The 22,427-nt window shown below is 65.2% G+C and carries 26 protein-coding genes; 13 read left to right on the top strand and 13 right to left on the bottom strand.

Features of this window, described 5'->3' with window-relative positions; all coding sequences use genetic code 11:
• Window positions 1-65: 65 nt before the first annotated feature.
• Window positions 66-593 (top strand): Tll0287-like domain-containing protein, encoded by a 528-nt coding sequence (locus C3E99_RS15110; RefSeq protein WP_007406026.1) that lies wholly within the window; start codon window positions 66-68, stop codon window positions 591-593.
• A 50-nt stretch (window positions 594-643) separates the two neighbouring features.
• Window positions 644-1,354 (top strand): hypothetical protein, encoded by a 711-nt coding sequence (locus tag C3E99_RS15105; RefSeq protein ID WP_007405935.1) that lies wholly within the window; start codon window positions 644-646, stop codon window positions 1,352-1,354.
• A gap of 36 nt (window positions 1,355-1,390) precedes the next feature.
• On the opposite strand, the gene C3E99_RS15100 is transcribed toward C3E99_RS15105, so the two are convergent.
• Both C3E99_RS15100 and C3E99_RS15095 read right to left on the bottom strand, forming a co-directional pair.
• Complete coding sequence (locus C3E99_RS15100) at window positions 1,391-1,711, bottom strand: hypothetical protein (RefSeq protein ID WP_007405950.1); 321 nt, start codon at window positions 1,709-1,711, stop codon at window positions 1,391-1,393.
• A 51-nt stretch (window positions 1,712-1,762) separates the two neighbouring features.
• Complete coding sequence (locus tag C3E99_RS15095) at window positions 1,763-2,227, bottom strand: ferritin-like domain-containing protein (RefSeq protein ID WP_234002499.1); 465 nt, start codon at window positions 2,225-2,227, stop codon at window positions 1,763-1,765.
• 109 nt (window positions 2,228-2,336) lie between these two features.
• Between C3E99_RS15095 and C3E99_RS15090 the strand changes: the two genes are divergently transcribed.
• Window positions 2,337-3,857, top strand: a complete 1,521-nt coding sequence (locus tag C3E99_RS15090) for a catalase (RefSeq protein WP_053555247.1) — start codon at window positions 2,337-2,339, stop codon at window positions 3,855-3,857.
• A gap of 71 nt (window positions 3,858-3,928) precedes the next feature.
• On the opposite strand, the gene C3E99_RS15085 is transcribed toward C3E99_RS15090, so the two are convergent.
• The 6 genes from C3E99_RS15085 to C3E99_RS15060 all read right to left on the bottom strand — a co-directional run bounded on the left by C3E99_RS15085 (window position 3,929) and on the right by C3E99_RS15060 (window position 8,368).
• Window positions 3,929-4,117, bottom strand: coding sequence for a YgaP family membrane protein (locus C3E99_RS15085; protein WP_007406004.1), 189 nt, complete (start codon window positions 4,115-4,117; stop codon window positions 3,929-3,931).
• A gap of 78 nt (window positions 4,118-4,195) precedes the next feature.
• Complete coding sequence (locus C3E99_RS15080; protein WP_050794208.1) at window positions 4,196-4,675, bottom strand: Dps family protein; 480 nt, start codon at window positions 4,673-4,675, stop codon at window positions 4,196-4,198.
• Between the two features lie 20 nt (window positions 4,676-4,695).
• Entirely contained in the window at window positions 4,696-5,484 is a 789-nt protein-coding gene (locus tag C3E99_RS15075) for a TlpA disulfide reductase family protein (protein ID WP_104960021.1), read from the bottom strand.
• Window positions 5,485-5,495: 11 nt separating this feature from the next.
• Window positions 5,496-5,606 (bottom strand): cytochrome bd-I oxidase subunit CydX, encoded by a 111-nt coding sequence (cydX, locus tag C3E99_RS15070; protein ID WP_012049918.1) that lies wholly within the window; start codon window positions 5,604-5,606, stop codon window positions 5,496-5,498.
• A 14-nt stretch (window positions 5,607-5,620) separates the two neighbouring features.
• The gene (cydB, locus tag C3E99_RS15065; RefSeq protein ID WP_007405983.1) at window positions 5,621-6,769 is read right to left on the bottom strand and encodes a cytochrome d ubiquinol oxidase subunit II; all 1,149 of its coding nucleotides are present in this window, start codon (window positions 6,767-6,769) and stop codon (window positions 5,621-5,623) included.
• A 12-nt stretch (window positions 6,770-6,781) separates the two neighbouring features.
• Window positions 6,782-8,368, bottom strand: a complete 1,587-nt coding sequence (locus tag C3E99_RS15060; protein WP_007405998.1) for a cytochrome ubiquinol oxidase subunit I — start codon at window positions 8,366-8,368, stop codon at window positions 6,782-6,784.
• Window positions 8,369-8,459: 91 nt separating this feature from the next.
• On the opposite strand from C3E99_RS15060, the gene cydD reads away from it, so the two are divergent.
• Both cydD and C3E99_RS15050 read left to right on the top strand, forming a co-directional pair.
• Entirely contained in the window at window positions 8,460-10,040 is a 1,581-nt protein-coding gene (gene cydD, locus C3E99_RS15055; RefSeq protein WP_007405954.1) for a thiol reductant ABC exporter subunit CydD, read from the top strand.
• Window positions 10,037-11,671 (top strand): amino acid ABC transporter ATP-binding/permease protein, encoded by a 1,635-nt coding sequence (locus tag C3E99_RS15050; RefSeq protein WP_007405943.1) that lies wholly within the window; start codon window positions 10,037-10,039, stop codon window positions 11,669-11,671. Before cydD ends, C3E99_RS15050 begins: the two co-directional genes overlap by 4 nt.
• Here C3E99_RS15050 and C3E99_RS15045 read toward each other — a convergent pair.
• The 4 genes from C3E99_RS15045 to C3E99_RS15035 all read right to left on the bottom strand — a co-directional run bounded on the left by C3E99_RS15045 (window position 11,656) and on the right by C3E99_RS15035 (window position 14,717).
• On the bottom strand, window positions 11,656-13,404 hold the full coding sequence (locus tag C3E99_RS15045; protein WP_007405960.1) for a chloride channel protein: 1,749 nt from the start codon (window positions 13,402-13,404) through the stop codon (window positions 11,656-11,658). The genes C3E99_RS15050 and C3E99_RS15045 overlap by 16 nt on opposite strands.
• Before the next feature lie 3 nt (window positions 13,405-13,407).
• Window positions 13,408-13,602 carry a hypothetical protein gene (locus C3E99_RS19865; RefSeq protein ID WP_007405956.1) on the bottom strand — a complete coding sequence of 65 codons (195 nt, stop codon included), beginning with the start codon at window positions 13,600-13,602 and terminating at the stop codon, window positions 13,408-13,410.
• 78 nt (window positions 13,603-13,680) lie between these two features.
• On the bottom strand, window positions 13,681-14,055 hold the full coding sequence (locus C3E99_RS15040) for an ArsR/SmtB family transcription factor (protein ID WP_007406020.1): 375 nt from the start codon (window positions 14,053-14,055) through the stop codon (window positions 13,681-13,683).
• Window positions 14,052-14,717, bottom strand: a complete 666-nt coding sequence (locus tag C3E99_RS15035; RefSeq protein ID WP_037569313.1) for a peroxiredoxin — start codon at window positions 14,715-14,717, stop codon at window positions 14,052-14,054. Before C3E99_RS15035 ends, C3E99_RS15040 begins: the two co-directional genes overlap by 4 nt.
• A 106-nt stretch (window positions 14,718-14,823) precedes the next feature.
• Here C3E99_RS15035 and trxC point away from each other — a divergent pair, with 106 nt between their 5' ends.
• From trxC to C3E99_RS15005, 6 genes are all read left to right on the top strand, one after another.
• The gene (gene trxC, locus C3E99_RS15030; RefSeq protein WP_104960020.1) at window positions 14,824-15,267 is read left to right on the top strand and encodes a thioredoxin TrxC; all 444 of its coding nucleotides are present in this window, start codon (window positions 14,824-14,826) and stop codon (window positions 15,265-15,267) included.
• Window positions 15,268-15,475: 208 nt separating this feature from the next.
• Window positions 15,476-16,120 (top strand): peroxiredoxin, encoded by a 645-nt coding sequence (locus C3E99_RS15025; RefSeq protein ID WP_037569318.1) that lies wholly within the window; start codon window positions 15,476-15,478, stop codon window positions 16,118-16,120.
• Between the two features lie 80 nt (window positions 16,121-16,200).
• Window positions 16,201-17,121 carry an MBL fold metallo-hydrolase gene (locus tag C3E99_RS15020; protein ID WP_007406028.1) on the top strand — a complete coding sequence of 307 codons (921 nt, stop codon included), beginning with the start codon at window positions 16,201-16,203 and terminating at the stop codon, window positions 17,119-17,121.
• Between the two features lie 4 nt (window positions 17,122-17,125).
• Window positions 17,126-17,914: a sulfite exporter TauE/SafE family protein gene (locus tag C3E99_RS15015; protein ID WP_007405941.1), complete on the top strand. Its 789-nt coding sequence runs from the start codon at window positions 17,126-17,128 to the stop codon at window positions 17,912-17,914.
• Between the two features lie 29 nt (window positions 17,915-17,943).
• The gene (locus tag C3E99_RS15010) at window positions 17,944-18,804 is read left to right on the top strand and encodes a class I SAM-dependent methyltransferase (protein WP_007405999.1); all 861 of its coding nucleotides are present in this window, start codon (window positions 17,944-17,946) and stop codon (window positions 18,802-18,804) included.
• A 27-nt stretch (window positions 18,805-18,831) separates the two neighbouring features.
• Window positions 18,832-19,053 carry a hypothetical protein gene (locus C3E99_RS15005; protein WP_007405995.1) on the top strand — a complete coding sequence of 74 codons (222 nt, stop codon included), beginning with the start codon at window positions 18,832-18,834 and terminating at the stop codon, window positions 19,051-19,053.
• Window positions 19,054-19,127: 74 nt separating this feature from the next.
• Here the strand turns inward: C3E99_RS15005 and C3E99_RS15000 are convergent, their stop codons facing one another.
• On the bottom strand, window positions 19,128-20,396 hold the full coding sequence (locus C3E99_RS15000) for a tyrosine-type recombinase/integrase (RefSeq protein WP_007406035.1): 1,269 nt from the start codon (window positions 20,394-20,396) through the stop codon (window positions 19,128-19,130).
• 472 nt (window positions 20,397-20,868) lie between these two features.
• Between C3E99_RS15000 and C3E99_RS14995 the strand changes: the two genes are divergently transcribed.
• Together C3E99_RS14995 and C3E99_RS14990 are read left to right on the top strand one after the other, a co-directional pair.
• A complete protein-coding gene (locus tag C3E99_RS14995; protein ID WP_076077191.1) occupies window positions 20,869-21,417 on the top strand; it encodes an RNA polymerase sigma factor in 549 nt (182 codons plus the stop codon).
• Complete coding sequence (locus C3E99_RS14990) at window positions 21,414-22,370, top strand: FecR family protein (protein WP_076077188.1); 957 nt, start codon at window positions 21,414-21,416, stop codon at window positions 22,368-22,370. The genes C3E99_RS14995 and C3E99_RS14990 overlap by 4 nt, the downstream gene beginning before the upstream one ends.
• Window positions 22,371-22,427 lie beyond the last annotated feature (57 nt).

The following is a 22,427-nucleotide window of genomic DNA, read 5'->3' as shown; positions in this document are numbered from 1 at the left end:
CGTTGCTCTCTGGCCTGGCGTTATCGGCCTGCGCGTCGCACGAGCTGGGGGACGATCGGGCAAGGATGGCCGAGGAAGCGGGGGAACGGTCCGAGATCCTGGCCGATCGTTTCCAGAAGGAATTGCTGAGCGCGCTTACGGCCGCGATGGCGGCAGAGGGGCCGCAAGGTGCTATCGGCGTCTGTTCGAGCATCGCCCCGGCACTTGCGGCGCAGCTCTCGGAGGAAAGCGGCGCGAGTGTGCGGCGCACGGCGCTCAAGACCCGCAATCCCGCAGCCAAGGCCGATGCGACGGAGCAGCGCATCATGGCGAGCTGGGCCGCCGCGCCGCTCGACGATGAAGGTCGACCCAAGCGCTGGACGGCACGGGAGGGCGGCGAATATCGCTATATGCGCGCCATACCCACCATGCCTATGTGCCTTGCCTGCCATGGCGAAAACGTCGCGCCCGAAGTGACGGCGGCTATCCGCACGCATTATCCCGAAGATCAGGCGACTGGCTTCGCACCGGGCCAGCTTCGCGGAGCCTCCTCAATTCGGTGGGATGATGCCGCCCTGTCGCGCGCGATCAGGAATGGGGGTGAAAGCCAATGAGGTTAGGCGCTCTTGCCCGTCTGTCGGCGCTTATCCTTGCCGGCCTTCCCGTGACGGCCGCGGCCGAGCCGACCGATCTTGTCATTCGCGTCATCAGCGAAGGCGGCAAATTTGTCGGCACGTCGATGGGCGGGGCCGAGATCGTCGTGCGCGACGTGCGCAGCGGCGAAGTGCTGGCACGCGGCCGCACGGCGGGATCAACCGGCGACACGGCCCGGATCATGGCAGGAGGCCCGCGCGGCACGCCTCTCGCCGATGAAGCATCGGCCGCCTTCAGGACGCGGATCGACATCGACGAACCGAGGTTGGTCGAGGTCGAGGCCTATGGCCCGCTCGCACAGCCGCAGGCAGCGGTGCGCGTCACCGCCCAACGCTGGATCGTGCCGGGACGTCCAGCGGCGCAGGGCGATGGCTGGGTTCTCGAGCTGCCCGGCCTCGTCGTCGATCTTGTCGAACCGGCTGCACACCAGCGCGGGGCCGCGGGCGCCAGCGTGCGGCTCGCAGCCAACGTCGCCTTGATGTGCGGTTGCCCGATCGAGCCTGGCGGTATCTGGGATGCGGCGCGCTACGACGTGCGGGCCACGATCCTACGCGACGGTCGGCCCGCCGGTGAAGTCCGCCTGTCCTATGGTGGCCGAACCGGCTATTTCACCGGCGCATTCCCCGCTGACAAGGCTGGTGCCTATGCCGTCACCGTGACGGCCATCGACACCAAAACCGGCGCGACCGGCGTCGACGCGAGCAGTATCCTCGTTCCCTGATCGCACCGATCCAACGTCGCCACCCGCCAGTGAGGCTCACTTCCAGTCGGTAAGTGCTTCGAGCCTGTCAAAGTCAATCCCGCCATGCCACTCCCCACGGGTCTGACGCCAGCAGCAGTATCCAAGGAAAAACTCTTCGCGCGTCTCGAATAGGAAATGTGCCCAACTGATACTCAGAACGTCTTCCGACATTTCGCCAAACGCACCGCCAAGGGCCAGGTCGCCCCAATGCGCCAGTTCCGGATAAAGGGCACGGAGCTTCGCGATTTCGGCGCGGGCTTCGTCAGAATATTCGCCTGGGTCTGTCTCATGCCCGGGCCGCACAAAGGTCGACGCATCAAAAACAAACTTGGTCACACTTCATTCCTTCAAGCCCTCGCTTTCGATATTACGAGCAGCTTCCATGTATCACACGCGGCCTCGATCTTGTTCGCGTTCCAGGCATCGCTTGAAAGCCGGAAGGTGGCGCTCGCGCGAGGCGGCTTGCAGATTTTCCATGACCTGTCGTGCCGAAGGATCGTCGATCATCGGAATCAGCCGATCGTAGAGCGCGATATTTTCGATTTCGCCCTCGACCGCGCTTTCGCACGCCTCTTTCAACGTCGCCGGTGCCGATACCTTTCCGGTCCACGGATTGGGCGGCACGGTCAGTCCCAGGCGTCGGAGCTGGCGTTCGAGCGCCGAAGCGTGGCGTTGTTCGGCCTCGATTATGTTGGAGAAGGGCCGGACCGGGCCGAACTTGGCGATCACGGCCGCATAGGTCGCCTCCGCCTTCCGCTCGTCGTCGAGCGCGTCGAGCAGGATCTTCGCCAGCTCTATCGAAGCCATCGCCTTGTCCTTACACCGTTGGAGATTCGGACGGCAGTCTAGCATGCTTACAGAATTACCCTATCTTTGTATTGAGGCTTAGCCAGTTCAGCGTATGATTGGCTGTTCGCAGGGAGTCGGCGGACTGCCGCCCTGCCGGAGAGGGAGAGCAGCCATGCCAGATACCAATAATGCTACCGGATCGACGATGAGCACTGGCGCGCCGGCGCCGAGCGACCGCAATTCGCTAACCATCGGGGCCGATGGCCCTATCCTGCTGCACGATGTTCATTTCCTCGAGCAGATGGCGCACTTCAATCGCGAGAAGGTTCCCGAGCGCCAGCCCCACGCGAAGGGATCGGGCGCTTTCGGTGTGTTCGAGACGACCGAGGACGTTTCCGCCTACACGCGCGCGGCCTTGTTCCAGAAGGGCGCTTCGACCGAAATGCTCGCGCGTTTTTCGACCGTCGCGGGCGAGGCGGGCAGTCCCGACACCTGGCGCGACGTGCGCGGCTTCAGCCTCAAATTCTACACCAGCGAGGGCAATTACGATCTCGTCGGCAACAACACGCCGGTCTTCTTCATTCGCGACACGATGAAGTTTCCGCATTTCATTCGCAGCCAGAAGCGGCTCCCCGATTGCGGCCTTCGCGACAATCATATGCAATGGGACTTCTGGACGCTGAACCCGGAATCGGCCCATCAAGTCACTTATCTCATGGGCGATCGCGGCTTGCCGCGGACTTGGCGCAACATGAACGGCTACGGCTCGCACACCTATATGTGGATCAACACCCAGGGCGAGAAATTCTGGGTCAAATATCACTTCCACAGCAATCAGGGCACGGCCGAGTTCACCAATGCCGAAGCGGCGGCGATGGCGGGAGCCGATGCCGATTATCACCGCCGCGACTTGTTCGAGGCGATCGCGCGCGGCGACCATCCGAGCTGGACGCTGTTCGTGCAGATCATGCCCTATGTGGAAGCGAAGACCTACCGTATCAATCCGTTCGATCTCACCAAGACCTGGCCGCACAAGGACTATCCGCTCATCAAGGTCGGCACGATGACCCTGAACCGGAATCCCGAAAATTTCTTCGCGCAGATCGAGCAGGCGGCCTTCTCGCCGGGGAACACGGTGCCGGGCATTGGCCTCTCGCCCGACAAGATGCTGCTGGGCCGCGCGTTCGCCTACAATGACGCGCAGCGCAACCGGATCGGGACGAACTTCCACCAGCTCCCCGTCAACCAGCCCAAGGTGCCGGTGAACAGCTATATGTTCGACGGACAGATGGCCTATCAGCACAGCGGCAATGCCCCGGTCTATGCGCCCAATAGCGGCGGACGGAGCTGGGCCGACGAAACCGGGCCGGTGGCCGATGGCTGGGAAACCGATGGCGACATGGTGCGGCAGGCCTACACGCTTCGGGCCGATGATGACGATTTCACGCAGCCCGGCATCTTAGTGCGTGAAGTCTTCAATGACGCGCAGCGCGATCGGCTCGTGGATACGGTCGCCGGCAGCTTGCTTGGCGGTGTCCGCTCGCCGGTGCTGGAACGCGCCATCGACTATTGGAAAAGCGTCGACGCCGATGTGGGCCGCCGCATCGAGGAATGCGTGCGCGCTGGCGCGGCTCCTGCGCCAGCTCAGGGAATGGGCGAAGGCTCCGAGCAACACGCCGCCCCGGTTTCCTGATCCAGCGACCGCCCTGGCCGCTCGCATCGCGGCGGCCAGGGCTTCATTTCAATGCAATCCGACCGATTTCGTCAGCGTCTCGGGCAAGTGTTGATGCCGAGCAACGAATAGATGGGGCACATACCGACAAGCCCGGTCAGCAACGGAACGACGCCGATCCACCCCCACGCAGAGCGCGGACCGACGAAGACCAGTGCGATCAGAACAAGGCCGACGATCACCCTCAACAGTCGGTCTATGGTGCCTTCATTTCGGAACATTCCAATTCCTCCTTATCATTGCGGGTGATCCGGCGCGGCCGCGATTGGGCGCGGTCATGCCCTGTCGCCCATTCCGCCTCAGTCTTCGAGTAGGGCGCGTAGCATCCAGGCGGTTTGCTCATGCTGCGCGATTCTCTGGGTAAGTAGATCCGCGGTCGGCTCGTCACTCGCCTTCTCGACCAGTGGGAACAGCGCGCGCGCCGTGCGGGCCGCCGCTTCGTGGCCCTTGGCGAGAATGTCCACCATGTCGAGCGCCTTGGGCGGCGATTCGGGCGCGTCAGGCAGGGAGCTGAGCTTGGCGAACTGCGCGTAGGAACCGGGCGCGGGTTGCCCCAGCGAGCGGATACGTTCAGCGATCGGGTCGATCGCGTTCCACAGCTCGGTATATTGCGTCATGAACATCGTGTGGAGGCTGTTGAACATCGTCCCCGTCACGTTCCAGTGGAAATTGTGCGAGGTCAGATAGAGGGTGTAGGTGTCCGCCAGAAGGCGGCTCAGGCCTTCGGAGATCGCAACCCGATCTTCCTCGCCGATCCCGATATTCACTTGTCTGGTCATGGGTTTCTCCTTGGTCAAAATTAATCCAGTTCCCGCAATCCCGCGAGCAGCGCGGCGCGGGAGATTTCGCCGACATGCGCCGAGCGGATGACGCCCTTGCTGTCGATGAACAGCGTCGCGGGAAGACCCGCGGACCCGATCGCGGCGGCGGTGCTTTGATCGCGATCCAGGAGGATATGCGTCGAGGTCAGGCGTTGGCCGTCCAGCCAAGTCCGCACCTTCGCCGCGTCCTCGCCCTGGTTGGCGAGCAGGATCGGCACGGGCGAGCGCGCGGCCTCTTCGATCAGCATCGGCATCTCGCGCCGGCAGGGCGGGCACCAGCTCGCCCAGAGATTGATGACGAACGGCTTGCCCTTCCGATCGTCGAGCGCGCTTGCTTCACCTGCAAGCGAGTGGAGGACCAGGCCTTGCGGCAATGGAAGCTGTGCCGAGGCGAGGAACAGCGCCGTGGCGGTGAGCGCGGCGGCGGCGCTGCCGGCGAAGGCCGCGCCCATCGGTAGCCGCGCGGGCGACCGACGCAGCGAAAGCACCAGCGAGATCGCGGCGGCCAGCAGGCCGATCAGCGGCGAGAAGCCGCCTTGCCAGACATAGAGAATGCTTAAAGGTTCAAGCGCGAAGGCGGACCAGTTTTCCGCGACGAATCCCAAGCGCGCGGCGATGAGGCCGACGAGGAGAGCGCGCCATGCGGCTTTGTCACTGTCCTTGCCGTGGCGACGGGCAATCCAGTTCGCGGCCGCCATGAAGACGATGATTCCGAGGGCCGCGAACAGCCGCTCCAACGCCAGCGCGAGAGGGCCGACGCTAATCATCAGATCGGCCTTCAGGCGGCCGCGTCGTCATCGGGGTCGGAATGAAATTCGTGCCACATGCCGTTGAGGATGCCGAAACCGACGGCGAGGCCGACACCCAATACCCAACTGAAATACCACATCGAAGTCGTTCCTTTCAGTAATAGTCGGGGTTGGTGTCGACGTCCCGCAGCGTGATGCGGCCGAACAGCACCTTATAGACCCAGGCCGTGTAGATGAGCACGATCGGCAGGAAGACGACCGTCACCGCCAGCATGATGAACAGCGTCACATGGCTGGACGAGGCGTTCCACACCGTCAGGCTCGAGGCCGGATCGATCGAGCTGGGCAGGATGAAGGGGAACATCGAGAGGCCCACCGTCGAGATGATACCCACGGCGCCGATCGACGAGCCGCCGAACGCCAGCGCCTCGCGGCCCTTGCGGATGCCGATCCATGCCAGCAGCGGCCCCACGAAGCCGATAATGGGCGCGATCAGCATCCACGGATATGCCCGGTAATTGTCGAGCCAGGCCCCCGGTGCCGCGACCGTTCCCGACAGCAGCGGGTTAGAGGGGCCGAACGGATCGGCGCCGTGCGTCAGGCGAAAGCCATAGCCCATGGTCGCGACCATCACGCCGCCCACAGCGAACAGCAGGATCGAGGCGATCGCCGCGACCTGTCCGAAGGTGCGGGCGCGATCGTGGACCGCGCCGCGCTCGATCTTGATCGCGAGCCAGCTCGCGCCGTGCAGCACGATCATCGCGACCGAGAGCAGGCCGGCGACCAGCGAAAAGGGGTGGAACAAGCCGAGCAGGCTCCCCTCATAGAAGGAGCGCAGATCGGTATCGAGGCGGAAGGGAATGCCGGTCAGCACATTGCCGACCGCGACGCCGAACACCAGCGCGGGCACGAACCCGCCGATGAACAGCGCCCAATCCCAGCGCGAGCGCCATGCGGCATCGGGTTTCTTCGAGCGATATTTGAACCCCACGGGCCGCAGGATGAGCGCCGCGAGGACGAGGAACATCGCGAGGTAGAAGCCCGAGAAGCTGACCGCATAGACGAACGGCCATGCCGCGAAGATCGCGCCGCCTCCGAGGATGAACCAGACCTGGTTCCCCTCCCACGTCGCGCCGATCGAGTTGATGACCATTCGGCGTTCGGCATCGGTCTTCGCGACGAACGGCAAAAGGGCGGCAGTGCCAAGATCGAAGCCGTCCGTCAGGGTGAAGCCGATCAGGAGGACGCCCATCAGGAGCCACCAGATCAGCCGGAGCGTTTCATAGTCGATGGGAGGTGCCATGACCTGTTCTCCTTATTCGGCAGGAATGGGAGCGTAGCCGTTCGGCGACGCTAGTGCCGGCGCAGGCGCGCGATGCTCGTCAGGCCCCTTGCGGATAGCCGCCAGCATCAGGCGCACTTCGATCACCGCGAGAGCGCCGTAGAGCAGCGTGAAGCCGACGATCGTCGTCCAGAGCTGCGCGACGGTCAGGCTCGAGGCGGCAAGGAATGTTGGCAGCACGCCTTCGATCGCCCAGGGCTGGCGGCCGATTTCAGCGAGCAGCCAGCCAAATTCAATCGCGATCCACGGCAAGGGAATGATCCAGACCGCTGCGCGCATGAAGGTGCGGCAAAAGCCGTTGTCGCAGCCGAAACGCCGCACCGACGCCATCCAGAAGGCGGCAGCGAAGAAGGCGATGAAGAAGAAGCCGAGGCCCGCCATGACGCGGAAGACCCAGAACATGACGGGCACGTTCGGCACAGTCGACCATGCCGCCTTCTCGATGTCCTGGGGCGTCGCCTGGCGCGGATCTGCAACGAAGCGCTTGAGCAGCATCGCATAGCCGAGATCGGCCTTGGCTTCCTCGAACTCAGCGCGGGCGGCCATGTCGTTCTGATTGACCTTCAGCCGCTCAACCGCGTCATAGGCCTTGATCCCATGTTCGATGCGATCCTGCGCCTTGGCGACCAGCTCGAAAATGCCCGAGACTTCGCCGGTCAGGCTGCGCGTGGAGATCAGGCCCAGCACATAGGGGATCTTCACTTCATAGCGGGTTTCGCGCCCTTCCAGGCTTGGGATGCCGAAGATAGCGATACCCGCAGGAGCCGGCTCGGTGTGCCACATGGCTTCGAGCGAGGCGAGTTTCATCTTCTGGTTGTCGGTCAGCGCATAACCGCTCTCGTCGCCCAGCACGACGACCGATAGCGAGGAGGCTAGGCCGAAGGCCGCCGCTACGGTGAAGCTGCGCTTTGCGACGGCAACCCACTTGCCCTTGAGCAGATACCAGGCCGAGATGCCGAGCACGAAGACCGAGGCGCAGACATAGCCGGCGCTTACCGTATGCACGAATTTCGCCTGCGCGACGGGGTTGAACAGCACCGCCATGAAGTCCGAAACTTCCATCCGCATCGTCGCGGGATTGAAGCGGGCGCCGGTCGGATGTTGCATCCAGCCATTGGCGATCAGAATCCACAGCGCCGAGAGGTTCGATCCCAATGCGACCATGAAGGTGGTGAAGAGGTGGGCCTGCTTGGACAATTTGTCCCACCCGAAGAACATGAGGCCGACGAAGGTCGCCTCGAGGAAGAAGGCCATCAACCCTTCGATGGCGAGCGGCGCGCCGAAGATGTCGCCGACATAGTGGGAATAGTATGACCAGTTGGTGCCGAACTGGAATTCCATGGTGATGCCGGTGGCGACGCCGAGCACGAAGTTGATACCGAACAGCTTTCCCCAGAAGCGCGTGACGGTGCGCCAGATCTCGCGGCCCGTCATCACATAGATGCTCTCCATGATGACGAGCATGAAGGAGAGGCCGAGGGTCAAGGGGACGAAAAGAAAGTGGTAGAGTGCCGTCAGCGCGAATTGCAGCCGGGAGAGTTCGATCACGGCCATGTCCATGGCAAGACTCCTTGCATTCCGGCCCGGCTTGTCATGCTTGCCTTGAGTCGGTTGAAAAGATTATGATTAGCCATTACTCGTAACTGAGTATATGAGCAACCGATTTGATCGACGGGGCGCGGCCCTTTTCTGGACCGCCGATAGCGGCGCGGCAATCCTTGTGGCGGGCGCGCTTGCTGCCGGCGTGGCGGCGGCGGCGCGTGGAGATCATGACGCTTTGCTGCTCGACGTCAGCGGATTGATTGTGGCCGCTGTGCTGCGCGCGGCGATACAGATCGGTGCGACCGACGCCGGCGAGGCCGCGGCGGTCCGTGCCAAGACAAGCTGGCGGAATCGGGTCTATCCCCGCATCCTCGTCGCGGCGCCGGGAGATCGCCGGATGCTGGGTGAGGCGGTGGCCGATGCTGTCGACCGGATCGAAGACCTGGGCGGCTTCCATGCCCGCTTCCAGCCTCTCCGCCGCGCGGCGGTCCTGTCGCCCCTCGTCATTGCGGTTGCCGCCGCCTTCGGAAGCTGGGTGGCCGGTGCGATCATGCTTGCGACGCTCGTGCCGTTCGCGCTTGGCATGGCGCTCGCCGGCACCGCCGCCGCGCGCGCCGCTGCCCGCCAGCTCGACGCATTGAGCCGCCTGTCCGGCCTGTTCGTCGACCGCGTGCGTGCGCTCCCCGTGATCGTCGGTTTCGGCGCGCAGGACCGCATCGGCCGCCATCTTGCCGACGCCACCGGCGAGGTCGCGACCCGCACGGTCGACGTGCTGAAGATCGCTTTCGTCTCGAGCGCCATCATCGAATTCTTTGCCGCGCTCTCGGTGGCGCTGGTCGCGCTCTATTGCGGCTTCAACCTGCTGGGCATCCTCCCTTTCCCCGCGCCTGAGACGCTGACCCTGGGCCAAGCCCTGTTCGTTCTCATCCTCGCGCCCGAATTCTACCTCCCCATGCGCCGCCTTGCCGCCGCCTATCATGACAAGCAGGTCGGAGAGGCCGCGATCGAACGCCTAGAAAAGATCGCTCCCCCGTCCCCGTCTTCCTCTCCCTGCGCGATCGAGGCTCCGCCTGCGCTGCGCTTCGACGGCGTGGTCATCGACTATGGCGAGACGGCCATCGGTCCTTTCACGCTGGACGTCGCGGCGGGCACTATTTTCGCGCTGCGCGGGGCGACCGGCGTCGGCAAGTCCAGCCTGCTCCACGCGCTGCTGGGGCTTGCGCCCATCGGCAGGGGACGGATTCTCATCGACGGCCGAGACACGAAGGCAGTCGCGCTTCCCGGCCATATAGGCTGGGCGGGACAATCGGTCGCGTTCATCCCCGGAACGCTCGCCGACAACATCCGCCTTGCACGCCCGGATGCCGACGACTCCGAAGTTGAAGCAGCCGCGCGTTCTGCCGGGCTTGGACCGATGATCGAGGCGCGCGGGGAAGGCTTGGGGCTAAGGCTCGACCACCGCGGATCGGGCCTGTCGGGAGGCGAGCGCCGCCGCGTCGGCGTCGCAAGGGTGCTCTTGAAAGACGCGCCGCTCTGGCTGCTCGACGAACCCACGGCGGATCTCGATGCGAGATCGGCGGCCGACATTGCCGGGATATTGGCTTCGACCGCCACAGGCCGCACGGTCCTCATGGTGACGCACAGCGCCGAGCTGGCCGCGATCGCCGACAGCGAAATGGTGCTTGCATGAGCCGCGCGGATATCGACCGGCTGCTGACAGAGGCCATCGGCCCCGAGCGCCGCGCTTTCCGCATCGCGGGCGCGCTCGCCGCCGCCGCGACGATCGCCGCGGTCCTGCTGCTGGGCCTGTCGGGATGGTTCATCACCGGCGCTGCGCTCGCCGGTCTTGGCGGGGTGCTCGCCGCACAGGGCTTCAACTATCTCGTGCCGAGCGCAATGATCCGGCTACTCGCGATCGTCCGGACGACGGCGCGCTATGGCGAACGCCTCTATGGTCATCGCGCTGCCCTGATGGCGCTCGCCACGGTCCGCGCGTGCCTGTTCGACCGCATCCTGTCGGTGCGCGATGTGCGGGCCGTGTCGGCGGGCGATACCGTGACGCGGCTCGTTCAGGACATTGGCGCGCTCGAAGACAGCCTGGTCCGCAGGCCCGCGCTTCCCGCCGCCCTTGCCGGCGCGGTGATCGGGCTTGTCCTCGCATGGCTTGCCAGTCCCTGGGCCAGCCTTGCCTTGCTGGCGCTGATCGCCGGCCTCGCCTTGTGGGCGCATCTGGCGACGCCCCGTTTTCTCACGATCGCCGCCACGGACATTGCGGCGGCGCTGGCGCGGTTGAAGGCAGGCATGGTCGATTATGCGTCGGCCTCGCCCGAAATCCTGACCTACGACCTGGCCCCCGCGATCGAGCGAAGCCTTGCCGTCGAGACGGCCGAGCTGGACAGGGCGCGGCGCCGTTTTGCGCGCGGGGAAGCGATCATAGACGCGGGGCTAACCCTTGGCGGGGGCGTCGCGATGGGCGCGGTCCTTGCCATCTCCAACGCCCCTTTGCCCATGACGGTGCTCGCCGTGCTGGCAGCGGCGGGCGCGATCGAGGCCCTGTCCGGCTATGTTCGGGGTGTGTCGCGGGGCGCGCTCGTGACGGCCGCCCTCGCGCGGTTGGAGAACATGGCGGGGCAGCATAATGCTGCCATCGGAGCAGAGAGTGCATCCGGGCCGGTCGGGCGGAGCATCGCCCTGGATCGAGGTGGTGTGCATGTGCGGCTCGAAGCTGGCGAGCGCCTGGGGATTGCGGGGCAATCCGGCAGCGGCAAGACCAGCCTTCTCGAAACGCTCGCAGGCATTCGTCCGCCGGATCGGAATTCAGGCATTCGGCTTGATGGCCAGCCTATCGAGGCGCTTCCGCCTGAGATGGTGCGAGCGGCCTTCGCGCTCTCGCCGCAGGATGCCCAACTCCTGTCGGGAACGGTGCGTGACAATCTGCGCGTGGCCCGTCCCGGCCTCAGCGACGAGGAGCTATGGGCGGCGTTGGAAGTCGCCTGCCTCGCAGTCGATGTGCGCGCGATGCTGCACGGGCTTGACCAATGGGTCGGCGACGGCGGCGCGCGCCTGTCAGGCGGTCAACGCAAACGCCTGTCGATCGCGCGCGCCGTTCTCGCCGCGAAGCCGTGGCTGTTGCTCGACGAGCCGAGCGAAGGCCTCGACATAGTAACGGAAGCCCGGCTTGCACGGCGGCTAGACACCTGGCTGCGCGATACCGGAACCGGCCTTGTCGTCGTGAGCCATCGACCGACGCTCCTCGCGCTCGCCGGCAAGGATGGCGGGTCGATCCTCGAGATCGGTGCGCTAAGTCAATCCTCACCGTAGAGTTCGCGCTGCGCCCGGTCCAACTCGTCGGCATAGCGTTTGCGGACATAGCGTTCAGTCAGCATTCCCACGATCCGGCCCTGAGCGTCGACCACGGCAAGATCGTCGGCCGCGCTGCTGTCGAAGAGCTCCATGATCGGCACGATCGACATATCCGGTGAGAGCGTGACATCCTTGAGGATTGCGAAGTCGGACACCGGCTTTTCGATCGGCCCCGGATCGGCGAAGGCCGCCGCCGTGGGAACGAGGCCTGCATAGCGACCGTGTTCTTCCTGAAGCAGCACGCGGCTTGTCGAGCCGAGCGGAAATTGCTCACGAAATGCCTTGACCGGCATCGCCGGCGACGCGGTGGCGGGCGCGGTCCGCATCATGCGCCACGCGGTTAGCGTTCGCATCCAGCCAATGTCGCGCGCGCTGCGAACCACCTCGCCGCGCAGATGCAGGCGCCATGTCGAGAAGGAATAGCCGAACCGTTCGCGGACCAGCGTGCTCGAACAGAGCGCGGCCGTCAGCACGACCGCCGTGATCTCGAAATCATGCGTGGCTTCGAGGACGAGGAAGGACATGGTCATCGGGCCGCCGACGACCGCGGCCGCCAGCGCGGCCATGCCGACCAGCGAGGCATCCATCGGCGACAGGGGAATGCCATCGGGGACGAACGCCCACAGGCGCGCGAATATCTGTCCCAGCACCGCGCCGAGAAATAGCGAGGCGAAGAACAGACCGCCCCTAAAGCCGAAGCCGAGGGAGACGATCGACGCAAGCGACTTGAGCGCGAAGATCAGGATCAAGGCGCCCAGCGCGATATTGCCGGCGATGGTCAGGTGCAGCGCGCCGTGCCCTGCCGACAGGACATGCGGTGTCGTGAGCGCGAGCGGGATCAGGATAGCGCCGCCCAGAGCGGGTCGCAGCCATTCGGGAATCGCGGTGCGCCGAACCCCCGCTTCCGCGAGCGAGACGAGCCGCATGATGGCGATGCCGAGCAGGGCCGCGATCAGCCCCAGCCCTGCGTAGAGGATATAGTTGGCGGCCGAGAGATGCTGGCTGCTTTGCGCCGCGATCAGATAGGGGGTTGCGCCCAGCGTCCTGGCGGTGATGACCGCGGAAATCGTCGCAGCCACGACAGGGGCGATGCTTGCCGGGGTATAGGCGCCGATAACGATCTCGAAAGCATAGAAGGCGCCGGTCAGCGGCGCGCCGAAGGCGGCCCCGATCGCTGCGCCCGATCCGGCGCCGACCAGCACGCGCAGATCGCCGCGCCGTAGATTGAGCCATTGTCCGATCAGCGAGGCGATGCCGCCCCCGGCCTGCGCATAGGCGGCTTCCAGGCCGACCGATGCACCAAAGCCGTTGGAGATCAGCGTTTGCCCGCAGACCATCGTGGTATCGCGCAGGGGAATCCGTCCGCCATGAAGCGCGTTGGCTTCCACGACGTCGATCGAGGTGCGTTTCTTGCGACGTGTGAACAGCACCAGCGCGCCCAGCACCAGGCCGCCGATCGGCAGCGCCAGCAGGCGAGCGGGCGAAATCGAGACGAGGCCGCTCAACCGGAGGCCCGTGCCGAGGCCGTAGAGCAGCGATTGCATGATCCAGGCGGCTTTACCCAGAAGCGACGCCAGCAGGCCGGCAAGGATACCGACGCCGACCGCCAGCAGGATCAGGCTGGCTTCGCTGGACCGGAACAGCCGCCTTGCCGCCGATACGAGGGCCGTGGCCCGTATCAGACCAGCCACGGTTCAGGGCGTCCAGCTTGGAGCGTCGCTCGCCGGGAAAGACTCTATGCCCGCTTCCTCGACCGGATCGAGCGGTGCGGCTTCATTGGGTTTGCCGCTCTTCCCGGTGTTGCCCGCACCGGGCTTCTTGCGGCCCGCTTTGGGCGGTTTCTCTTTTGGATCGTCAGGCTTTGCGCCGTTGCCGGAATCCTGCGTCATCCTGCGTCTCCTATGATGGCCGGTGTCGCGGGACGAAGCGGCCGATCCGATGTCCCCCAGCCTATCAATGACGCGCGATCACAAGATCCGGGCGAAGGTTGCAGCCGATCCCCGTGCGCGCGACACGGCGCCTTTCACCCCGGGCTGCACATCGTTGGCGGAAATCCCCGACAAGGCGCAGAGGAGTTTTGCCGTGCTTTCCAGCGCATCCGGCGCGAGGCTGTAGAAGACCAGCTTAGCATCACGGCGCGTCTGCACCAGCTCCGCTTTGCGCAGGATGGCAAGCTGTTGCGACAGGCCCGGTTGGCCGATCCCGGTCATGGTTTCGAGTTCACCGACCGACTTCTCGCCATTCTCGAGCAGCGTCCGCATGAGCTTCAGCCGCACGTCATGCCCGAGCGCCTTCAGAATGTCGGTGATCGCGTCGAGTTCGGTATCGGTGAATGTCGTCACTTGCCTGCCTTTTTGTGCTTGTCGGGCCGCGTCCGGTGGAACCAGCAGGCATCGCCTGCCGCATCGAGCGCGGAATCCTGATCCTGATAGGGCGGGAGCAGCACGTCATCGCCGGGGCGCCAGCCTTCGGGCGTGACCACATTGTCGCTGTCGACCATTTGCAGCGCGGCGACGACGCGCAGCAGCTCCTCCACCGATCGGCCAATGGTGGCCGGGTAGCAGAGCTTGGCGCGAACGATGCCGTCAGGGTCGATGAAGAAGGTCGCACGGAGCGTCGCTGCGTCGGGCGCATCGTCGGCGATCATTCCGTAAGCACGGCCGATGACCATCGAGGGATCTTCGACGATCGGAAAACCGACCGTCACACCGAAATGCTCATGGATCGCCCGTATCCAACCGAGATGGGAATAGAGGCTGTCGACCGAAATCGCGACCAGCGCGCAGTTGAGAGCTTTGAACCGCTCCCCGGCGCGCGAGAGCGCGACGAATTCACTGGTGCAGACTGGCGTGAAGTCCGCAGGGTGCGAGAACAGCAACACCCAGCGGCCGCGATAGTCGGACAGGCTCATTTCGCCCATGGTCGTGCGCGCCTGAAAATTGGGCGCGGCGTCGCCGATCTGGACCGGCGAACAGACGCCACTCTCATTTGCGCTGGGATTCAAATTTCCTACTCCTGAAGGGAGGCAAGTCTTGAACCCCCTTTCTTACACGGTTACATCATGCGGGTAAACGATTAAGCAGCGATAGCGTTCCATAGGAGATGTCCGCATGTCCGAGTCCCAGCTAGTGGTTTGCCCGGTCTGTGCGAGCATCAACCGGGTTCCGGCTGCGAAGATCGGCGCCGCGCCCAATTGCGGGCGATGCTCGATGCCGCTGTTCCAGGGCCAGCCTGTCGACGTCGATGCGACTGCGTTCGACCGCCACGTGAGGCGCGGAAGTCTGCCTGTTCTCGTGGATTTCTGGGCGAGCTGGTGCGGGCCGTGCCGAGCTATGGCGCCCGCGTTCAAGGCGGCCGCCGCCGAACTGGAGCCGCATGTCCGACTGCTGAAGGTCGACACCGAGGCCGAGCAGGGTATTGCGGGGCGCTACCACATCCAGTCGATCCCGACGCTAATACTCGTCAAGGGCGGCCGCGAGATTGCGCGGCAGGCGGGCGCGATGGACCGCGCGCGACTCGTCGCATGGGCAAGACAGGCTCTCGCCGCCGCCTGATTCGGGCCAGGATCACCCTATAATTAGGTTAAATGATGCTTTGAAGCGCTTGTGCGCCCGCTTTCGCGCGCCGCGAATCCGGCCTTTGCCGCCGCTTTCGGAAAAGATTGAAAAATCCGATCAGAGGAATTAGGTTTATCGTGTTCTCACGATTAATAGAAGTGTGTATCTAATGTCTGTCACCCACTCACTCACAGGAGACGATAAAATGACAGACGTGGCCGCCCCCTCGATGCCCCGGATCAACGAACCGGCGCCGGCCTTCGAGGCAAAGACCACCCACGGCGAACGCTCGCTCGACGATTACAAGGGCAAGTGGCTCGTCCTCTTCTCCCACCCCGCGGACTTCACCCCGGTCTGCACGACCGAGTTCATGGGCTTCGCGAAGGCGGCCGACCGCTTCAAGGCGCTCAATTGCGAGCTGCTGGGCCTCTCCATCGACTCCGTGCATTCGCACATCGCCTGGATGCGCAGCATCGAGGAGAAGTTCGGCGTCGAGATCACCTTCCCGATCATCGACGACCTGTCGATGAACGTCGCCAGGGCCTTCGGCATGATCCATCCCGGCGCGTCGGACACCTCCGCCGTGCGGGCGACCTTCCTGATCGACCCCGAAGGCGTCATCCGGGCGATGGTCTATTACCCGATGTCGAACGGTCGCTCGGTCGACGAGTTCGTCCGCCTGCTGACCGCGCTTCAGACGTCCGATGCGAACAAGGTCGCGACGCCCGAAAACTGGCAGCCCGGTGAACCCGTGATCGTGCCGCCGCCCGCGACCGCCGAGGCCGCCAAGGCGCGCAAGGACGAGGGCTACGACTACACCGACTGGTATTTCAGCAAGAAGACACTCTGAGCCGGTCGGGCCGGCTTCGCGCGCCCCTCCCCTTTAGCGCGAAGCCGGCACATCCGCTTATCGAATGAAAGGACAAGGCCATGACCGATCCGCAAATCCGTGAAGCCGCCCGGATCGTCGAGGCCGCGAGCAATGCGCGGCCCGCGGTCATCCGCAGCTTCTTCGACGAGGACACGTTCACCGTGACCCACGTCATCTCCGATCCCGCGACCGCCAAGGCTGCGATTATCGACAGCGTGCTCGACTTCGATCCCGCTTCGGGGCGCACGTCCTTCGCGTCCGCCGACAAGGTGATCGCCTATGTCGAGAGCGAAGGCCTCGAGGTCGAATGGCTGCTCGAGACGCACGCCCATGCCGACCATCTCTCGGCTGCGCCCTATCTTCAGGAGAAGCTGGGCGGTACGCTGGCGATCGGCCGCCATATCCTCACGGTGCAGGAGGTGTTCGGCAAGATATTCAACGAGGGCACGCGCTTCGCCCGCGACGGCTCGCAGTTCGATCGCCTGTTCGATGACGGCGACCGCTTCAGGGTCGGGTCTATCGAGGCGATCGCGCTGCATGTCCCCGGACATACCCCCGCCGACATGACCTATGTGATCGGCGACGCGGCATTCATCGGCGACACGCTGTTCATGCCCGACTATGGCACGGCCCGCGCGGACTTCCCGGGCGGCGACGCCCGCACGCTTTTCCGGTCCATCCGGCGCCTGCTCTCGCTGCCCGATCAGACGGGCCTCCATCTTTGCCACGACTACAAGGCCCCTGGGCGCGACACCTATGCCTGGGAGACGTCGGTGGGCGAGGAGCGCGAGCATAATGTCCATGTGCGCGACGGGGTGAGCGAGGACCAGTTCGTCGCCATGCGCGAGGCGCGGGACGCGACGCTCGGGATGCCGAGGCTGATCCTGCCGTCCATTCAGGTCAACATGCGCGGCGGCCATATGCCGGAGCCGGAAGACAACGGCACCAGCTATCTGAAGCTGCCGGTCAACACGCTGTAAGGCCATGACACTCGAATCTGTCCAATATCTGCTCGGAGCCGGATCGGGTTCGCTCGTCGGCTTCACGCTCGGCCTCGTGGGGGGCGGCGGGTCGATCCTCGCCGTTCCCCTCATGGTCTATCTGGTCGGCGTCGCCTCGCCCCATGTCGCGATCGGCACCAGCGCGCTCGCGGTTGCGGCGAACGCCGGCGCCAATCTTGTTCCCCATGCCCGCCAGCGCACGATCAAATGGCGCTGCGCGGGCATGTTCGCGGCCGCAGGCGTCGCGGGGGCCTATGCCGGATCGACGCTTGGCAAGGCGTTCGACGGCCAGAAGCTGCTGTTCCTCTTCGCGCTGCTGATGATCCTGGTCGGCGCGCTGATGCTGAAAAAGCGTGGCGATCCCGGCAATCCCGACGTCCAGTGCCGCCGCGAGAACGCGCCCAAGGTCATCGGCTATGGCGGCGCCACCGGCCTGTTCTCCGGTTTCTTCGGCATCGGCGGAGGCTTCCTGATCGTGCCGGGGCTGATGGCTTCGACGGGTATGCCGATGCGCAATGCCGTCGGATCGTCGCTGGTCGCGGTAACGGCCTTCGGCCTCACGGCCGCGCTCAATTACGCCTTTTCCGGGCTGGTCGATTGGGGACTTGCCGCCGTGTTCATCGGCGGCGGCATCGTCGGCGGCATCGTCGGCGCAGCTCTTTCGCACCGGCTGTCGGGTCACAAGGGCGCGCTCAATACGATCTTCGCCGTGCTGATCTTCGTGGTCGCGGCCTACATGCTCTGGCGCAGCGCGGCCGCAATCTGGAACTGATTTTTCGCAACTATGATGGGAGGACTTTGATGGACGATGCTGGCGAGAATCTGGACGGCCTTGCCGCGCATGATTGGGCAGGCCAGGCAGGCACGCGCTGGCTCGCCCAGCTCGACCGTTTCGAAAGCATGATCGAGCCGATCGGCAAGGCGCTGCTAGCCCAGGCCGCCTATACCGCCAGCGAAACCGTGGTCGACGTCGGGTGCGGCGGAGGCTGGACGACCCGGCAGATCGCCGCGGCCGTCGGAAATACCGGATTTGCGCTGGGCCTCGACATATCGGCCGATCTCGTGGCGGCTGCGAGCGAACGGGCAACGCGCGCAGGCCTCGCCAATATCCGCTTCGAGCAAGGCGATGCGGCGATAGCCATGCCGGAGGAAGCGCCCTTCGATCGGCTGTTCTCGCGCTTCGGCTCGATGTTCTTCCCTCAGCCCTACCCTGCCTTCGCCAATCTGCGCCGGATGCTCCGCGAAGGCGGGCGGCTCGACATTGCGGTCTGGGCGCCGGTCGCCGAGAATCCCTGGCAGCGCAGCATCATGGGGGTTATCAGCGAGCATATCGACTTGCCGACGCCTCAGCCGCGTGCGCCGGGGCCATTCGCGCTGGCCGAACAGGACTATGTGATCGACCTTCTGCAAAGCGCGGGATTCTCCGAAATCCAGTTCGACGTCTGGACCGGCGATCAGCGCATTGGCGGACCCGGTAGCGATGCCGAGAGCGCCGCGCGCTTCGTGCTCGACGGGATGCACATCGGCGATCTCGTTCGGCCGAGCGGCGCAGAGGTGCGTGAGGCCATTCAGCGGGATCTTGCCGCGCTGTTCGAGCGCAACCGCGACGATGACGGCGTTCGCATGGGCGCCAAGGCTTGGCTGGTGAGCGCCAGCGCGTGATCGGCATATCTGGGGGAGGACGACATAATGGATAGAAAGAAACTGTCGCTGCGGCTGAAAGCGGGCGACGCGGGCAATGAGGCGGTCCTGAGCGACGAAATCATTACCGCGCAGACGTTGCTCGAAACACATGGGCCGCGACCTGGACAAGTGCTTGTCGATGAAGCGCAGGCCGCCATCAAGGCCGGCGACGACAGCCGCGCTTCCTTTCTGGAAAGGGTGCGTGTCGCCATGATGACGATCATGTGACCCGCTAGCCAGCAGCCCGCAACTAGAGGCGGTTAGGCAATTGCGAGCGGGCCGCCCCTTGCAACTTTGCGCGATTACGCGGCGAGTCTCAGTGTTTCCAGCTTCGCGGCGCCCTCGGCAAGCAGCCGTTCGATCTCATCGGAAGTCCGCCGCACGGCGAGCTTGAGCGCCTCGTCGATGTGGATGTAGTCTTGGGTGACGTTCTGCGAGGCGTGACCAAGCATGGCGCGGATCGTTAACTCCGAGAAGCCGAGATCGCCCGCCACGCTGCCGAAGGTGTGGCGCAGCGTGTGCGGTGTAATGCCCTCGATCCCGGCCAGCTTGGCAACGCGCTGGAGGCAGGCGCTGACTGCGGTGAACGCCCCCCGCCCGACTTCCGAAGGGAAAGCGTGCGGATTGCCCACGATCACCGGCTGGCTCTCGACAGCCTTGACGGCCGCAGGGCCGATCGCCCGAATCTGCGCGCCGCCCTTCGTGTCGGGGAACGCCACATAGCCGCCCGCTCCATTGACCCAGGCGCGGTGCATCGCCTGGCCTTCCTCGCGGCGGTATCCGGTCAGCAAGAGCGTGCGCAGCACACCGAGGGCGACAGGATTCTCGCCATTGCGCTCCGCATAGGCCATCGCCTTGCCCATCAGCACGATCTCGGCGACGCTCAGGCGCCGGGTCTTCTTCTTCCCGGCCAGCTTCTTCGCTCCCTGCGTCGGGTGAGCATCCAGCAGGCCCTTATGCTTCGCATGTCCGATGATGGCCTGGAGCGTGCCGACGCAGCGCGCCGCCACACCGGCGCCGCCGGTCGCCATGCCGCCCCGGCCGCCGCTGCGCGGCTTCGCCGTCTTCCCGTCCTTCACATCGGTCTGCATCTGCTCGACATCGGCGATGGTCAGATGCTTGACGATCCGCTTGCCCAGGAGCGGCTTGATATGCGTCTTGATCCGGCTCTCATCCATGTCGAGCGACGACTTCTTGATCGGCAGGTTCTTGCGGCCGAGGATGTTGCCCGCCCGAGCCTCGGTCAGATACCAGTCGCACATCTCCTCGACCGCCATTCCCTTGCGCGCCTGGCGGACCTCATCGGCGGGGTCTTCGCCGCCGATGACTGCCGCCAGCTTGAGCTTGGCCTGGTCGCGTGCCTGATCGACCGTCAGCACGCCATAACGCGCGATGTTGATGCGGCGCTTGATGCCCTCGGCGTTGCGATACTGGACGATGAACGTCTTGAGGCCGGACGGCAGCACGCGCACGCCGAAGCCTTTCAGCTCGGTATCCCAAAGGACGGTCTGCTTCTTCGCCGGCGGCACGAGCGCATCGACCGCGCGCTTGGTCAGCTTGCTGGTTGGCATCGTGATCCTCCAGTTGGAGACAAAGCCCGGCGAAAGGGGCGTTGTCTCCAAATTGTCTCCATGCGGCGCCCAATTGCGCCCAGCAGCAGGATACGATAGGAAGGACTAAGTATCAAGAACTATTAAAGAAATCGTAGTGTGGCGTAGCCTTGGAAAGTATGGAAAAGCCGCTTATCGAAGTTGCCAAGGTTGGGGTCGAGGGTTCGAATCCCTTCGCCCGCTCCAGATTTCCGACAGATCAGAATGAGACCGGCGCCCGATGCGGCGTCGTGCTGCGCGCTGTGTTATGCGGTCGTCACGGCCCCTGCTGCTGTGGCCGTCGCGCCTTCGTGAAGGTCCGCGCCGACAATTTTCGCCGACCGCGAAAGGAAAATTCGCGCTCGTGGCTCTTATGGGCGCAAGACGATAGAATCCCGGGGAGAGGGAGGCAAAGCCCACGACCAAGGGCGTGAAGTTCGAGCGGCGACGCCGCATGGCCGCGTGGGTGACCGAGCACGTCATTCCCCACGAAGCGGCCGTGCGCGCGTGGCTGGCCCGCACGCGCGCGTCCCAGGAGGATATCGACGAATTGATCCAGGAATCCTATTCGCGGCTGGCGGCCTTGGAGAGCGTCGATCATATCGACCGTCCCGATGCCTATTTCTTTTCGATCGCCCGCAATCTTCTCGTCCGCCGTCTGCGGCGCGCCCGCGTCGTGCCGATCGAGGCGATCGCCGAGATCGACGCCTTTCAGGACGACATGCGCCCGTCGCCCGAGCGCGAGGCGGGAAGCCGGATCGACTATCGGCGCCTGCTGGCGCTGATCGACGCCTTGCCCGAGCGTCGCCGCCGCATCGTCCGCATGCGCAAGCTGGAAGGCTGGTCGCAGCGCGAGATCGCGGCCGCGCTGGGCATCAGCGAAAGCATCGTCGAGAATGAGATCTATCAGGGCGTGCAGGCGGTCCAGCGCGCGTGGCGCGACGGCGAAGCGCTGAGCGCGGCGCGTCTCGCCGCCTTCGAAGGCGGGGAGCGGCCGCGATGACCGGGCGGCGAGCCAGCGACATCGATGCCGATGCCGCGCGCTATGTCGCGCGGATGGACGGCGACGACTGGTCCGATGCGCAGGAGCGGGAACTCGAACGCTGGCTGGCGCGCGATCCCAGGCATGCCGGCGCGCTGCTGCGCGCCCAGGCCGCCTGGATGACGCTCGACCGGCCGTTCCCGGCGCAATCGGCGGTGCGCGAGGATGCGGGCGTCCGGGCGGGATGGAGCCGCCGGCGCGTGCTGGCGGGCGGCGGCGCGGCGGTCGCCGCGGCGGTCGGCGGCGGCGTGCTGCTGTTCGGCGGCACCAGCTATGCGACTGCGGTGGGCGAAATCCGGCGCGTGCCGCTAGCCGATGGCTCGATCGCCGCGATCAACACCGCCAGCGCCATCGACGTCAGTCTCGATGACGCGGCGCGCAACGTGCGGATCGATCGGGGCGAAGCCTGGTTCCAGGTCGCGCGCGACAAGCGGCGCCCCTTCGTCGTCGCGGCGGGCCGCGCGCGCATCCGCGCGGTCGGCACGGCCTTTTCGGTGCGCCGTCGCGCCGGGGGCGCCGACGTGCTCGTCACCGAAGGCGTGGTCGAGGTCTGGGCCGAGGGCGCGGAGGGCCATCGCGTCCGCTTGAAGGCCGGGTCGCGCGGTTTCGTCGCGGACGATGCCGCGATCGAGCAGGCGCCCGCCGCGCCGTCCGCGATCGACCGCGCGCTCGCATGGCGCAACGGCAAGGTCGACCTCGCCGGCGACCGGCTCGACAGCGCGGTGGCCGAGTTCAACCGTTACAACCGCCGCCAGCTGGTCGTCGCCGATCCCGTCGTCGCGGCGGAGCGGTTCGACGGCGTGTTCCGGACCGACGACCCCGAAGGGTTCGCGCAGGCGGTCGAGGTCAGCCTGGGGGTACCCGTCGACCTGTCCGATCCCGCGCAGATTCGCATCGGCCGGCCCGGTCTTTGAAGAATCGGCGCGCCGGAAAAGGAAAATCCGGGCCGGTGTCTCTTGTGGGGCAGGGGC

It is taken from the genome of Sphingopyxis sp. MG (genome assembly GCF_002953155.1).
Lineage (GTDB): Bacteria > Pseudomonadota > Alphaproteobacteria > Sphingomonadales > Sphingomonadaceae > Sphingopyxis > Sphingopyxis granuli.
The sequence above is the reverse complement of the archived record's forward strand: the minus strand, read 5'-3'. Positions and strand labels throughout refer to the sequence as shown.

Excerpts from the sequence above, each read along its gene's own strand:
- C3E99_RS15085 (WP_007406004.1), bottom strand. The coding sequence starts at position 4,117 with ATGTTCCGAAATGAAGGCACCATAGACCGACTGTTGAGGGTGATCGTC.
- C3E99_RS15080 (WP_050794208.1), bottom strand. The coding sequence starts at position 4,675 with ATGACCAGACAAGTGAATATCGGGATCGGCGAGGAAGATCGGGTTGCG.
- C3E99_RS15025 (WP_037569318.1), top strand. The coding sequence starts at position 15,476 with ATGACAGACGTGGCCGCCCCCTCGATGCCCCGGATCAACGAACCGGCG.
- C3E99_RS14990 (WP_076077188.1), top strand. The coding sequence starts at position 21,414 with ATGACCGGGCGGCGAGCCAGCGACATCGATGCCGATGCCGCGCGCTAT.
- C3E99_RS15000 (WP_007406035.1), bottom strand. The coding sequence starts at position 20,396 with ATGCCAACCAGCAAGCTGACCAAGCGCGCGGTCGATGCGCTCGTGCCG.
- trxC (WP_104960020.1), top strand. The coding sequence starts at position 14,824 with ATGTCCGAGTCCCAGCTAGTGGTTTGCCCGGTCTGTGCGAGCATCAAC.
- C3E99_RS15075 (WP_104960021.1), bottom strand. The coding sequence starts at position 5,484 with ATGATTAGCGTCGGCCCTCTCGCGCTGGCGTTGGAGCGGCTGTTCGCG.
- C3E99_RS15060 (WP_007405998.1), bottom strand. The coding sequence starts at position 8,368 with ATGGACATGGCCGTGATCGAACTCTCCCGGCTGCAATTCGCGCTGACG.
- cydX (WP_012049918.1), bottom strand. The coding sequence starts at position 5,606 with ATGTGGTATTTCAGTTGGGTATTGGGTGTCGGCCTCGCCGTCGGTTTC.
- C3E99_RS15005 (WP_007405995.1), top strand. The coding sequence starts at position 18,832 with ATGGATAGAAAGAAACTGTCGCTGCGGCTGAAAGCGGGCGACGCGGGC.
- cydB (WP_007405983.1), bottom strand. The coding sequence starts at position 6,769 with ATGGCACCTCCCATCGACTATGAAACGCTCCGGCTGATCTGGTGGCTC.
- C3E99_RS15020 (WP_007406028.1), top strand. The coding sequence starts at position 16,201 with ATGACCGATCCGCAAATCCGTGAAGCCGCCCGGATCGTCGAGGCCGCG.
- C3E99_RS15015 (WP_007405941.1), top strand. The coding sequence starts at position 17,126 with ATGACACTCGAATCTGTCCAATATCTGCTCGGAGCCGGATCGGGTTCG.
- C3E99_RS15110 (WP_007406026.1), top strand. The coding sequence starts at position 66 with ATGGCCGAGGAAGCGGGGGAACGGTCCGAGATCCTGGCCGATCGTTTC.
- C3E99_RS15095 (WP_234002499.1), bottom strand. The coding sequence starts at position 2,227 with ATGCTAGACTGCCGTCCGAATCTCCAACGGTGTAAGGACAAGGCGATG.
- cydD (WP_007405954.1), top strand. The coding sequence starts at position 8,460 with ATGAGCAACCGATTTGATCGACGGGGCGCGGCCCTTTTCTGGACCGCC.
- C3E99_RS15050 (WP_007405943.1), top strand. The coding sequence starts at position 10,037 with ATGAGCCGCGCGGATATCGACCGGCTGCTGACAGAGGCCATCGGCCCC.
- C3E99_RS15090 (WP_053555247.1), top strand. The coding sequence starts at position 2,337 with ATGCCAGATACCAATAATGCTACCGGATCGACGATGAGCACTGGCGCG.
- C3E99_RS15010 (WP_007405999.1), top strand. The coding sequence starts at position 17,944 with ATGGACGATGCTGGCGAGAATCTGGACGGCCTTGCCGCGCATGATTGG.
- C3E99_RS19865 (WP_007405956.1), bottom strand. The coding sequence starts at position 13,602 with ATGACGCAGGATTCCGGCAACGGCGCAAAGCCTGACGATCCAAAAGAG.
- C3E99_RS14995 (WP_076077191.1), top strand. The coding sequence starts at position 20,869 with ATGGCCGCGTGGGTGACCGAGCACGTCATTCCCCACGAAGCGGCCGTG.